11 protein-coding genes, 1 tRNA gene and 1 pseudogene are annotated in these 12,749 nt (G+C 68.3%); 6 read left to right on the forward strand and 7 right to left on the reverse strand.

Translation table 11 applies throughout. From position 1 onward, the window contains the following. Positions 1–104 precede the first annotated feature (104 nt). The 3 genes from IZR01_RS42595 to IZR01_RS42605 all read left to right on the forward strand — a co-directional run bounded on the left by IZR01_RS42595 (position 105) and on the right by IZR01_RS42605 (position 1,691). A tRNA-Gly gene (locus tag IZR01_RS42595) sits at positions 105–175 on the forward strand. A 624-nt stretch (positions 176–799) separates the two neighbouring features. Further along, entirely contained in the window at positions 800–1,156 is a 357-nt protein-coding gene (locus tag IZR01_RS42600; RefSeq protein ID WP_194894175.1) for a type II toxin-antitoxin system Phd/YefM family antitoxin, read from the forward strand. Further along, a complete protein-coding gene (locus IZR01_RS42605) occupies positions 1,137–1,691 on the forward strand; it encodes a hypothetical protein (protein WP_228561221.1) in 555 nt (184 codons plus the stop codon). Before IZR01_RS42600 ends, IZR01_RS42605 begins: the two co-directional genes overlap by 20 nt. Before the next feature lie 173 nt (positions 1,692–1,864). Here the strand turns inward: IZR01_RS42605 and IZR01_RS42610 are convergent, their stop codons facing one another. After that, complete coding sequence (locus tag IZR01_RS42610; protein ID WP_194927146.1) at positions 1,865–2,197, reverse strand: hypothetical protein; 333 nt, start codon at positions 2,195–2,197, stop codon at positions 1,865–1,867. Positions 2,198–2,477: 280 nt separating this feature from the next. On the opposite strand from IZR01_RS42610, the gene IZR01_RS42615 reads away from it, so the two are divergent. Both IZR01_RS42615 and IZR01_RS42620 read left to right on the forward strand, forming a co-directional pair. Continuing rightward, on the forward strand, positions 2,478–3,062 hold the full coding sequence (locus IZR01_RS42615; RefSeq protein WP_194927147.1) for a hypothetical protein: 585 nt from the start codon (positions 2,478–2,480) through the stop codon (positions 3,060–3,062). A gap of 118 nt (positions 3,063–3,180) precedes the next feature. After that, positions 3,181–4,476 (forward strand): serine hydrolase domain-containing protein, encoded by a 1,296-nt coding sequence (locus IZR01_RS42620; protein WP_194927148.1) that lies wholly within the window; start codon positions 3,181–3,183, stop codon positions 4,474–4,476. A gap of 5 nt (positions 4,477–4,481) precedes the next feature. On the opposite strand, the gene IZR01_RS42625 is transcribed toward IZR01_RS42620, so the two are convergent. The 6 genes from IZR01_RS42625 to IZR01_RS42650 all read right to left on the reverse strand — a co-directional run bounded on the left by IZR01_RS42625 (position 4,482) and on the right by IZR01_RS42650 (position 12,422). Beyond that, positions 4,482–5,504, reverse strand: coding sequence for a Gfo/Idh/MocA family protein (locus IZR01_RS42625; protein WP_194927149.1), 1,023 nt, complete (start codon positions 5,502–5,504; stop codon positions 4,482–4,484). 19 nt (positions 5,505–5,523) lie between these two features. Continuing rightward, positions 5,524–6,504: a Gfo/Idh/MocA family protein gene (locus IZR01_RS42630; protein ID WP_194927150.1), complete on the reverse strand. Its 981-nt coding sequence runs from the start codon at positions 6,502–6,504 to the stop codon at positions 5,524–5,526. A gap of 56 nt (positions 6,505–6,560) precedes the next feature. Continuing rightward, a complete protein-coding gene (locus IZR01_RS53830; protein ID WP_323746306.1) occupies positions 6,561–7,508 on the reverse strand; it encodes a carbohydrate ABC transporter permease in 948 nt (315 codons plus the stop codon). Further along, positions 7,505–8,413: a carbohydrate ABC transporter permease gene (locus IZR01_RS42640; protein ID WP_194894181.1), complete on the reverse strand. Its 909-nt coding sequence runs from the start codon at positions 8,411–8,413 to the stop codon at positions 7,505–7,507. The genes IZR01_RS53830 and IZR01_RS42640 overlap by 4 nt, the downstream gene beginning before the upstream one ends. A 91-nt stretch (positions 8,414–8,504) precedes the next feature. After that, on the reverse strand, positions 8,505–9,800 hold the full coding sequence (locus IZR01_RS42645; protein WP_194894182.1) for an ABC transporter substrate-binding protein: 1,296 nt from the start codon (positions 9,798–9,800) through the stop codon (positions 8,505–8,507). A 114-nt stretch (positions 9,801–9,914) separates the two neighbouring features. After that, the gene (locus IZR01_RS42650) at positions 9,915–12,422 is read right to left on the reverse strand and encodes a family 20 glycosylhydrolase (RefSeq protein ID WP_194927151.1); all 2,508 of its coding nucleotides are present in this window, start codon (positions 12,420–12,422) and stop codon (positions 9,915–9,917) included. Positions 12,423–12,560: 138 nt separating this feature from the next. On the opposite strand from IZR01_RS42650, the pseudogene IZR01_RS42655 reads away from it, so the two are divergent. Next, positions 12,561–12,749: pseudogene (locus IZR01_RS42655) on the forward strand (ROK family transcriptional regulator); the annotation flags it as partial.

Consider the following 12,749-nt stretch of genomic DNA (forward strand, 5'->3'; position numbering starts at 1 on the left):
GCCCGACCCCGACCCCGACCTCCGTGACGCGGCCACAAACGATCAGGTACAGTTGGCGCTCATACGGCGGCTCGCCGGGCGGATTCTCGCCGGAGGGTGCCAGCGCGGGCGTAGTTTAATGGTAGAACATGAGCTTCCCAAGCTCAGAGCGCGAGTTCGATTCTCGTCGCCCGCTCGCTGAAAGACCAGGTCAGAGGGTATTTTGCGGAAGACAAGGTTCTTACTCAAGATACCCTTCGCGCGAGATTGGTTTCTGGATCACCGCTCCAGTGGGTATGCGCGGCGGGGTTGAGTCGCCCGGAAATCCGCCCAAATCATTACATCGAAGCCGCCCAGGGCGTGGGCCACGCGGCATCGCGGGATCGTGAAGCTCATGTTTCACTCGCAGGTGTGACTCGCAGCAATTCCCGCGACATCCCTGGCCAGGCGATCGTCCCGGCGCCGTGGTGCACCTCGGTCGACGGCGGCCTTTCCCGACTGGACGGCAGGCAGGTCGCCTTAGTTCTCCATCAGCGTCCTGACATTATCGGCGCTGGCGAGGCCCGCTGCGATTTGACTTTGGATGCCGAACAATTGCACGAATCGAGATAGCAGAAGAGTCTGATCGGAATTCCTCCGCAGGAACGCCGCCGTCCGGTCGCGGCCAGCGCTGGGCCGCCGGCGCGCGAGGCGAGGAGAGCAGCCGGCGAGTCCTGATGGTGTGGACGGCAGGTTTTGGCGCGTGGGGCTGGTGTGGCGTTGGCTGCATTGGAGCGGAACTACACAGTTTTTCTGTGTAGCTTTCGGGTACCATGAGGTCATGACTGTTCTCGACACTGCCCGTGCCCACGGCCTCTCGGTGACCGATGCGTCGCGCCGTGGACTGCCCGCGATCGTCGCCGAGGCGGAGCAGCACCCGGTGCTGATCACGCGCCGCGACCAGGAGGCGGTCGTCGTCATAGGGGCGGATCGTCTAGCCGAGCTGGACGAGGCCATGGCCGACATGATGGATCTCGCGCTGGTTGTGGCCCGTGCCGTGACGGACACCGGCAAGAGGTACACGCTGACCGATGCGATGGCCGAGTTCGGAATGTCGGAGGAGCAGATCCTGGCACTGCCGGATGACGAAGATGACATCCTGTTGAAGGAACGGGCCCGTGGGGGTCGCGGTGCCTGACGGTCCGGCTGCCGACCGCATCCATTTACACGAGGGCGCCCACGACGACCTGTTGAAGCTGGCGCCTTCGATCGTGCCCGTGGTGTTGAAGAAGCTGCTGCTGTTGGCGGATGCGATTGATGCGGGAGCGCCGTTACGCGGGGAATTGGCCGGGTATCGCAAGCTCGTCGCCGGGCGCAACCATTGGCGCATCGTGTACCGGATCGCCGTGGACGGCCAGGTAGAAGTGTGCGAAGTGTGGTGCATGGGGGCGAGGGCCGATGCCGAGGTGCACGCGGAGGCTGTATCCAGAGTCAAGCAGGCCGCCCAGGCCGAGCCCCGCTTCATTCCGTTGCGGGACGCAGTGCAGCAACTCGGGGAGGCCGCTCTCGCCCTGCTCCCGCCGCCTGCGCCCATCCCAGAGCCGGTCCCTGACTGGTTGGCTCAGAGGCTGATCCACTCCGTTGGCCTGTCTGCCGATGCAGTAGCCGGGATGGGATTGCAGGAAGCAGTGGCCGCGTGGGAGACGTGGATGACGGGTGGGCGGCAGGGGTGAACATGTACAGAACGAAGGCGTCGGTGTAGACAGCCGGCTTCGCTGGCAGCGCGAATTGTCATCCAGGGGCACCCGCGAGCCTCTGATTCGCAGCCTCGAGTCCCTGGACTTGGTGCTGCAAACGGTCTCGTTTCTCGGCAACATGACCGAGCTCTACGAGGAGCCGCTAGTGCTCACCAAGGACCAGCCATACGAGCGGTGTGCCCAGGGGGTGGTCGGCGGACAGATCTGCCCGTTGGGCTGACAGCACCCCCGGCAACGTTGTTCGTCAGATCCGTGCCAGGCGAAGGCGAGGCTGAATCGACGACGTGGGCCAGAGCGCTGATATCGCCGCTGAGGAACGGCGTCAGCGCTTCCAAAGCCCTGTATTGCATGTCCGGATCTTCGACATGAAGCTCGCTCGTCTGGCGATCGTAGTAGCCGACGTTCGCGCCGGTTGCGGTGTAGGTGATGTACAGGCGGTCCTTGCCGTACCGCTTCCACGCCTTGACCGTCAGTTCCCCCACGTTTCCCCCTGCTGAGCTTGCCCAGTGACCGACGACCGCCACCGCGCGTAGAACGCTGGGCGGTCAAGCATGCACGCTCGGTGCAGCCTATGGCTCCGGCCGCAAGTCTGGCAGTCTCCTGCGACATTCGGCTCAGGGGCGTGAGAGCTGTGAAGAGGCCGGCAACGACCGCCGCCCCCGCCACGGGCGTCGTGACCAATTCGTTATCAGCCCTATGACAACCAGCCGACGTGCGACCCGTCATGTCGGTGTGAGCAAAATCCATCACGGAAGGTATGTCATGGCACGGGTGCGCTTCGCCGAGATCGTTGCAGTCGCCGCGTTGGTTGGGGGCCTTGCCGCTTGCGGCTCCAGCACGTCGAAACCAGCGGCGGCACCGGTCACCGTCACATCGACGGTCCAGTCCGCGCCGACGACGTCAGCCACGACGACGTCGGGGAGCAGCGCCGGGAGTACGACGGCTGCGAACGCCACCAGCTCGAGTTCCGCCCAGCCGAGCAGCCCGCCCACCGCCAAGAGCAGCTCGGCGGCCTCTAGCGGGGGCGGCGTCGCCAACGCGGGAGACCAGGTCTCGATCGTCGGCACGCTGGAGTACCTCGCGCCTGGCAAGTTCATCGTCCATCCCGACGATGGCAGCACGGACCAGGGGTTCTACGTCTCGGACGCCACCAAGATCCTGGGTGCGGCCGCGATCTGCGGTGGGCCCGACGGCAACGTGACCATCGGCGGGGATGGGTACGGCACGACGAAGTGCACTGAGGACCAGCTGGAAACGGCCTCGAAGACCAACAGCGTGAAGGTCCGGGTCACCATGAACCGCAAGTCCGGCAGCGTGCAGACGGTCGAGGAGAAGTACCACCCGTAATCCCCGCGCCCTGCGTCATGCGCGCCGGGTGGAAGGGGCTGCGGGGTAGGGCCATCCCCACCGCTGTCGACGGGCTCGCTCCATCGTCGCCGAGTCAGGGACTTGCGACGGTGGACCCATGAGTCCTTCCTTCCACCGCGCGCGCCGGGCCCGCCGCCGCGCCGTCGTCACGTTGGCTGTCGCGGGCCTGGCCGCCGCCGGAACGGTCGCGACAGCGTCCGCGTCGACATTCGGCTCCGCATCGGCGTCGTCTGCGGCCGCGGTCCCGACCCCTCCGCTCGATCCGCAGGCATTGCACAACGCCATCGCCAACCTCCCGAACAGCGAGATCACCGGTGCTTTGATCAAGGTGAGCGGACCGAGCGGGCAGTGGTCCGGGACCTCCGGGATCGGCGATCTGGCCACCGGGGCCGGGGTGCGGTCGGACGACCGGTTCCGGATCGGCAGCGTCACCAAGGTCTTCACCGCGACCGTGGCGCTGCAACTGGTCGCCGAGAACCGCGTCGACCTGAGCCAGACCATCCAGCACTACCTGCCGGGCCTGTTCCCTGAGGGCTATCCGCCGGTGACCATCGCCGAACTGCTCAACCACACCAGCGGGCTGCCGGCCGCCGGGAACCTGCCGATGCACGAGGACGACCCCGCGTGGTTCGTCCAGAACCGCTTCAAGGTGTGGACGCCGCAGCAGGTCGTCACCGCCGCGCTGACCAACGCCGGGACCCCGGCCAACCCGATGGACTTCGCGCCGGGCACCGCGCAGCGCTACAACGGCCTCAACTACTACCTCCTCGGCATGCTGATCGAGAAGGTCACCGGGGACAGCTACTCGCATCAGGTGCAAAGCAGGATCCTGCGCCCGCTGCACCTCACCGCCACTTCCGTCCCGGACCTGGACGATCCGCGCATACCCGGACCGCATCTGCACGGCTACCTGACCGTCGGCAGCGCGGGCGGCCTCGCCGACGTCAGCGATCAGAGCCCTTATCCGTGGGCCGAGGGCGGGATGATCTCCGACGCGTCGGACCTGACGCGGGTGCTGACGATGCTCACCTCCGGCCACCTGCTGCCGCCGGCCGAGACGAAGCTGCTGTTCACGGTGCCGAACGTCCCCTACCGCGACGCCACGCACTGCGACATGGGCCCGGCGGCCGGCCGCGCCTGCTTCAGCATGGGCCTGATGTCGGTGACGATGCCCAACGGCGTGGTCGGCTGGGGCAAGACCGGCTCGCGTCCGGGCTACACCGACGGTGTGTTCGTCAGCAGCGACCTCCAGCGCACGATCGCCTACGCGTACACGCCGACCGACGACGGCAAGGGCGGCGACACCGCGTTCCTGATGGGGATCGCCGCCGCGGCGTTCGACCCCGCCGCGGCTACCGGCACCGCGGCGGCGCCGAAGTCGGCCACCGGATGATCAGCTCAGACTCCGAGTCCTGACAAACCCACCACCTCGCCGCTGTCCGCCGACCGATACGCCGCCATGATCACCTCCAGCACCACCGATCCCTCGATCTCGGTGTGCGGCGGCCGTTCGCCGGTGCCGACGCATCGCACGAAGTGCGCGATCTCGGCGCTGAACGTGTCGACGGCGGGGAAGCGGCGAGCCCGCGAGCCGCCGTCGATCGTCTCCAGGCGCAGCCATTCGCCGCCGCCGCGCAGCGAACCCTTCGAGCCGAAGACCGAGAACCGCTCGGTGTCCGAAGGCGGCTGGTAGGCCCAGCTGGTGGCGATGTTGCCGATGACGCCGTTGTCGAAGCGCACCAACACCTGCGCCGAGTCCTCGGCTTCCAGGAAGTCGAGCCGGTGGTTCGCCAGCATCGCCGTCACCTGGGTCGGTTGCCCGCCAGCCAGGTGCAGGAGCAGGTAGGACGGGTGGTAGCCGGTGTCGATGAGTTCGCCGCCGCCGGCGGTCGCGGTGCGGGCCCGCCAGCCGGCGGACTCGGCGGTCATCCCGGTGCGGAACGCGTCGTTGGTGCGGACCTCGTAGATGTCGCCGAGCTCGCCGGCGGCGATGAGCTCCTTGGCCGCGGCGACCGCCGGGAGGAACAACTGGTTGTGCGCGCACATCAGGGTGACGCCGGCCTCCGCCACGGCTCGGCGGACCACGGCGGCCTCGTCAGGCGTCGTGCACAACGGCTTCTCACACAGGATGTGCTTGCCCGCGCGCGCCGCCGCGACCACGGCGTCGGCGTGCAGGTGGTGCGGCAGGCAGATGTCGACCGCGTCGACGGCGTCAACGGCGTCGACCTCCACCGCCAGCATCGCGTGGTAGTCCTCGTAGGGGGTCGCGCCGAGCTTGCCGGACATCGCCTCGGCGGCCGGCAGGTCGATGTCGCTGACCGCCGTGACCCGCGCCGCGTCGGGGATCTGGGAGTAGGCCTCGGCATGCAGCCCGGCGATGCCGCCGGCGCCGATGATCCCGACCCGCAACTGCTTCGTCATCGTGTGCCTCCGCGTTCTCTCATTCGGGCCGGCGCGGGACGGACCGGCCCGACGCCGCGCTCTCGTTGGCCATGGTCACCAGCTCGGTGAGATTGCGTGCGGCGCGCAGGTTGGCGTCGTCCACGGTGCCGGTCGCGATGTGCGTGACCCACTGCTCGAACGGCGTCGGCGCGTCCTTCTCGGTCTTCTCCAACGAGCGCGGCCCGCCGTCGGCCCACAGCTGGAACCCGTCGCCCCCGTGGCCGTAGAACAGGCTCGCGCGATTCCAGTGCAGCTCGATCGTGAAAGGGCTGTATCCGGGGGTGACGAACCCGGTCTCGGCGACGCCGATCGCGCCGCCGGCGTACCGGAACGTGACGACCGAGTTGTCGTCGACACCGCGCCCCGTCATCTGGCCGTAGACGGCCGAGACCGACTCCGGGAGCCGGCCGAAGAAGTGGTCCAGCAGATAGACCGGATGACAGCCCAGGTCGGTGAGGGCCCCGCCGACCGCTTCGTCGGGGTCGTAGAACCGTTTGGGGAGCCAGTCCTTGATGGAACCGTCGTGTGCCAGGCGGACCCGCGCGTAGGTCAGGTCGCCATACTCTCCCGACCTCAGCAGCCGGTCGACAGTCAGCGTGTAGTGCTCGTGGAGCCGCGGTAACGCGACCGTGAAAGCCACCCCGGCGCCGCGCGCGGCCTCAAGGATGGTGTCCACCTCGGCCAGGTTCACGCCGAGCAGCTTCTCGGCGAAGACGTGCTTCCCGGCGGCCGCGGCCCGCACCATGACGTCCGCGTGCTCGACCGTCGCCGTGGTCACGACGACCGCCTCGACGTCGGAGGACAGCACGGTGTCCAGGTCCCGGACGAACGGGACGCCCCACCGCTCGGCGGCCTCGACGCCGCGCACCGGATCGGGGTCCCAGACCGCGACCAGCTCGGTGCCGGGATGATCGCGGATCGTCTCGGCGTAGCCGGTGGCGTGGACGTGCCAGAACCCCAGGATCGCCACTTTGAGCATTGCGGATTCCACCTCTCGGCGCTTGACGGCTTAGCTTGACGGCTTAGCTTGATGACCTACTTGATCGCGCCCTGCGTCATCGCCTGGACGATCCGCCGGCCGGCCCACAGGTAGAGCAGGATCATCGGCATCACCAGGATGACGATGCCGGCGAACAGCCCGCCCCAGTTCGAGGTGTACTGCATCGTGTTGTACAACTCCAGCAGAGCCGCCGGCAGCGTCCGCTGCTGGGGGTCCCCGACCACGATCAACACGAACAGCGTCTCGTTCCACAACGCCACGATGTTCAGCACCAGCGCGGTCACCAGCCCGTGCCGGGCCAGCGGGACCATGATCTCCACGAAGGTGCGGGTCGGCCCGGCGCCGTCGACCGCCGCCGCCTCCTCGATCTCGGTGGGCAGGGACCGGAAGTACATGGTGAGCAGGTAGACCGTGAACGGCAGGGACAAGACGACGTAGATCAGCGCCAGCGAGATCCGGTCGTCCCACCAGCCGGTGACCCAATCGGTCATGAACGTCGAGAGGTCGTTGGACATCAGGAAGAAGGGGACGACCAGCGCCTGCGCCGGGATCCCCATGCCGATGGCGAAATAGGTGATGATGCGGTCGGCGCTGCGCCGGTTCACCCGGGCCAGCACGTAGGCCGCCGGGGTGGCGATGACCATGGTGAGCAGCGCGGCCGCCGCGACCACGGTGACCGAGCTGAAGGCCGCCTGCCCGAATCCGGACACCGACCAGGCCAGGCGGTAGTTCCGCCACTGCGGGGACTTCGGCAGGCCGAACGGATCGGTGAACACCTCTCCGTTGGTCTTGAGCGAGGTGACCACGACCCAGACGGTCAGGACCACCAACATCGCGACCCACACCCACAGCCCGGTCTTGACCGCGCCGCCCAGCAAGGCGTCCAGCCGGTCGATCGCGCGTTTGCCGGGCGTCGGGCGCCGCTTCGCCGCCCGGGCCCGGGCGGTACCGGCCGGGGCGGGGTCGTCAGTGCTCGGATTCACAGTTCCACCGCCTCCGAACGCAGCAGCCGGCGCAGCGCCACCACCAGCACCGCGGTCAGCAGGAACATCACGACGCCGATGGCGGCGGCCGATCCCAGCTCCGGCGTCCCGGAGACCCCGCCGGTCACCGCCAGATACTGCTCGACCGCCGCGCTGCGGGCCTGGATCGGCGGGTTCCCGGCGGTGCCGGTGAAGGCGATCACGATCTCGAACGTCTTCACCGCGCCGATCACCCACAACACCGCGCCGGTGGACAGCGCGTCGCGGGTGAGGGGGAAGGTGATGTAGCGGAACTGTTCCAGCCGGTTCGCCCCGGCCAGGCGCGCGGTCTCGTAGAGGTCTTCCGGGATGGCGTCGACCCGGGACATCATGATCGCCACATAGAAGCCGGTGCTGATCCAGACCACCGCCGCGATGATGCACTTGAAGACGAGATCGGGACCGAGCCAGCCCCGGGTCAGGCTGTGCAGTCCCACGTCCGACAGCACCTGGTTGAGCGCGCCGTCCGGATTGAGCAGGAAGCCGACCGCGGTGCCGATGGCGATCGGGGACAGGATGCACGGCACGAACAGCATCGAGCGGACGAACGCCCGGCCCCGCATCTCCCGCATGACGACCATGGTCAGGAAGGTCAGCGCGAAGACGAACGCGCCGCCGATCACGACCAGGATCAGGGTGTTGCGGAACGCGGTGAGGAACACCGAGTTGGTCAGCATCGCGCGGTAGTTGGCCAGCCCGTTGTAGTGGGCCGTGGTCCCGAGCCCCTGCCATTTGGTGAAGCTGTACCAGATGGTCACCGCGGCCGGCGCGATGAACAGGAACGTGTAGATGAGCAGGGCGGGAAGCAGGTACGGAACGTAGATCCGGTCACGTTCCCCACGGACGCCACCGACGCTGCGCGCCATCGTCCCTCCTTCCCGCCCTGCGGCTTCGCGAGGCAGTCGTCACGTACTAGACAGCCGTCATGTACGAGGGGCCGTCGTCACGTACTAGGCGTCACTTGTACGAGGCGGTCTGGGACTTGCCCATGCTGACGAACTGCTCGGCCGTGATCTTCCCGGAGAACAGCTGGTTGTCCAGCGGCAGGAAGACGTCGTTCCACCAGCCGCTGTACAGGTTCGAGGCGTTGTCGTCGGTGGGCTGTACGCTGGTCGCGGCCAGGATCGCCTTCTGCGCGGCGGCCAGCATCGGCGGTGCCGGGACGTCGGATCGCGGGCTCATGTTCAGGGCCTCGGTCGAGATCCGGGTCATGTACTGCTTCTGCATCATGAACAGCAGGAACTGCTCGTCGCTCGCCACGTTCGGCGACTTCGGGTTGATGCTCCAGCCCTCGGTGCCGACCTCGGCGGAGTCCGTCCCGCCGGGCACCGTCGGGAACTGGAACATCTGGGCCTGGAACCCCGAGACCTGATCGGGCGCGGTCTCGCTGTTCAGCCAGGTGCCGTTGATGTTCATGGCCTCCTTGCGCTGGGCCCACTGGTTCTGCGCCGCCGGGTACTTCGTGGCCATGTAGTCCGGCTCGAACAGGCCGGCCTTCACCAGTCGCTCGTCGTCCTGGGCCGCGGCCAGCACCGCCGGGTTGTCCCAGCCGGCCGGGCTCTTGCCCAGCGCGGCGAGCGTGCCGGGGCCGCCGTGCCGCACCAGGAGCCAGTAGATCCAGTACGCGTTGTAGCCGTCGACCGAGCCGTCCTGGGCGAACGGGACGCCGCCGGCGGCCTTGATCTTCTCGGCCGTGGCCAGCAGGTCGTCGAAGGTGGCCGGCGGGTTGGCGGCCCACTCCGGATGGGTCGCGGCGTCGAACCAGATGCCGCTGGAGCCGAGTGTGAAGGGGATCAGCCCCAGTCCGGCGGCGTCGGAGGACGCCTTCTGCACCGCGGTCGGCAACACGGAGCCGAGCTTGACGTTGTCGTTCGGGATGGTCATGTCCATCATCGAGCCCACGTCCAGGACCAGCCCGTGCGACCGGAAGTCGGAGATGTGGTCGGAGGTGTCGTCGAAGATGTCCGGTCCCTTGCCGACCGCGCCGGCGTCCTTCACGCTGGTCCCGTAGTCACGGCCGAGCCAGCGCACGCTCACGGTGACGCCGGTGGCCTTCTCGTAGGCCGCGATGCCGTCGGCGAAGATCTTCTGCTGCGGTTCGCCGACCCGCCACGAGGACCAGTAGGTGATCGTGGGATGGGTCGGGGCCTTGGTTCCGGTCTCCTTGGTCCCACACGCGCCGACGGCCATGGTCGCCGCGAGCGCTAGCGAGATCCCGGCCCGGGGCAGGCGTCTGCGAATCGTTCTGGGCATGCTTGATCCCCCTGTCGTGCGATAGGAAGTCCTTGATCTCTCGTTCGGTGTCGGCGGCGGCACAGGTGTGCCGCCGCCGATGAATCCCCGTCTGCTCCGGTGGCTACTGCCGCGTTACTGCTGCCAGGTGTCCTGGTGCACCGAGCCGTCCGACTGCCGCCAGAACCAGTGGTGGATGTGCCCGGCCGAGTCCGGGCCGAAGGCGTGCTGTTCGGCGTTGAAAACGTTGCAGGACCACGGATCGCCCGCGAGCGCCACGACGCCGCCGGGCGCCTCCGTACTCCAGTCCTCGTGGCCGAGGCCCAGTCCGTGGGTACTCCAGACGTGGTCGAGCTGGTTGGTCGTGGCGTCGCGGAAGAAGGTGTGCTGTTGGTCGCCGTAGACGAAGGCCGACGGGTCGCCGGCGATCGAGTAGCCAGTCGCGGCGGTCCAGTCCTCGACGTTCGTCTGGCCGGCGACGTCGTCGAACCACCAGTGCTGAAGATGGCCCTCGATGTCGCGGGCGAACACGTGGATCTCGGTCTCGGCGTAGTCCAGGGCGATGGGTGAGGCGTCAGAGGCCGGCAACGGGCCGAACCAGATCTCGTGGTGCTCGTAGATCGGCTCGGAGCCCTGCCACCACCAGTGGTGCAGCAGCCCATCCACACCCCGCGCGAACACGTTCTGGACGTCCCCGAACGCGACCGCGGCCGGGTTCCCGGTGATCGGTCCGCCCCAGTCGTCGGCCCGGGTGGTGTTGTCCGCGTCGGTGTACCACCAGTGGTGGATCCGGCCGTCACTGCCGCGGCCGAAGACGTGTTGCGTGGCGCCGAACACGAACCCGACCGGGTCGCCGGCCAGGTCCAGCGACGGGCCGCCCTGGGCCGCGGCCTCGGCGGTCCAGTCCACCCGGCCCCAGCCGCCGAACGCGGTGCCGGTCACCCACTGGAGCAGGTGCCCGTCGGTACCGCGGGCGAAGACGTGCTGCTGGTTGCCCGAGCCGAAGGCCGCGGGCCGGCCGGCCGCCGAACCCGCCGGCGCGACGGCCTCGGTCTTGTAGCTGCCCGGCGGGTCGTAGATGTAATAGGTGTGCAGGAGGCTGCCGTCCGGCTGGACGGTGAACGTGCCGAGCGCGTCGTCGTACACCTCGGCCTGGGAGCTGGGCAGCGAACCGGCGCCGGGGTCCCCCGCGGCGGGTGTGTCGAAGAACCCCGGCGCCTTGCCGACCGCCGTGACGGTCGACGCCATCTGGGCCCAGGTCGGGTACTGCTTCGGTGAGCCCCAGGCGCGTTGGGCGAGGGCTTCCTGCAACGGTGCCAGGTCGCGTTCCAGGGCGCCGACGCTCTCCTGCGTCGCGTCCCAGGACGACAGCTTGACGCCGATCAGGTGCGGATCGGTCGCGCCGCCGGGCAGCGTCTGGTTGCCCTCGAAGACGGCCGGATCGAAGTTCTGCCAGATGATCTGGCCGGTGGTGTTCGCGGCCCCCGGCGCGTTCTCGTCGAAGTAGAGGTATCCGGCGTTCGCGTTGATCAGCAGGTTGCCGTTGGCCGCGTGCTGCGCCGGGGACATGCTGCCGCCGAGCCAGTACTCGATGGTGATGTCGCTGTTCAGCGGGACCGTGGCGGTGGCGAACAGGTCGTCGTTCCACATCCGCAGCGACTTGCCCTGCTGCCGGACGATGGCGTCGGTCTCGTTCATGAAGGCGCGGTAGACGTCCTCGATCGTGCCGTTCGGCCCGTACTGGCTCTGCGCGTACTGCAACAGCTTCGGCATGTCCGCCGGGTCGTTCATCTTCTTGTTGTAGAAGGCGTACTCGTCGCCGCCGGTGTGCCAGACCGGCGCGGACATCAGGTCGAGGTAGTGCGCGGCCAGCTGCCGGGCCCAGGCCACGGCCTCGGGGTTGGTGAGGTCCAGGGCGCCCAGGATCGGCGCGCCGGTGCTGTCGGTGAGCTCGTACTCCGGCGGTATGCCCTCGTGCGCGGTGTCCATGTGGCCGGGCATGTTGACCTGGCCGACGAGGTTCACGTGGTAGGCCGCGGCGAACGCGCCGAGTTGCTGGATCTGCGCGTCGGTCAGGTTCAGGCCGGACACGTAGAGCATCAGCTCGTTGAGTTTGAGGTAGGAGAGCTCGCGGATCTCGTTGTGCCAGAAGCCGACCGGGAAGGGCCGCGAGCCGTTGTCGACCAGTACCGAGCGGACCGGATAGAGCGGCCAGTCCCGCACGGTCCCGGCTGGGAGCGTCAGGCTCTGCCGGATCATCTGGATGATCGTGCGGGTCGCCCAGAACGCCCCGGCTACGGAGCCGGCGGCGATCTGCAGGATCGGGCCGAAGGTCAGCTCGTAGCCCTCGGCCCCGAGTTGGGGATCGGTCGCGGCCAGCGAGATGTGGATGTCGCCGGCGGCGGCCGCCACCAGGGCACCGGTGACGACGGCGGGCGCCGGCGCGTTCAGTACCATGCCGACATCGTCGGCGAACGTCTGCGCGTCCGCGGTCAGGGCCGGGGCGAACGACGGATCCACCAGGATCCGGCCGGACGGCTGCCAGCCGAAGCCGGGTCCGGATCCGGGTGTCCATTGCTGGATGGCCGGCAAAGTCGCAGGGGGTGCGGATGGAGCGCTGTCTCGTTCGGTCGTCGTCACCATGGCCTCCGTCACAGAGCACGAAGTCGCAGCCGAGCCGGTGTGCGCGTTTTAAATAACCAACTTTAAGTTAATATTCTGCTGACGAAGCGTCAAGGGCAGGGCGGGGCGGCCCGAACTCGATGACGAAGGAGGCGGCCGGTGGCCACGCGCGGCGGCGATCGCTCACTGCTCCGGCGGATCAACCTGCTGGCGACCCTGCGTGCCGCGCGCGACGCGCCGCGGACGATCGCGGCGTTCGCCGGGCTCACCGGCCTGTCCCGGACCGCCGCCGAGGCCGTGGTGCTGGACCTGGTCGACCTCGGCTGGCTGATCGGGGACGGGCAGGGC

This window comes from Catenulispora pinisilvae (assembly GCF_015356865.1).
GTDB classification, from domain to species: domain Bacteria; phylum Actinomycetota; class Actinomycetes; order Streptomycetales; family Catenulisporaceae; genus Catenulispora; species Catenulispora pinisilvae.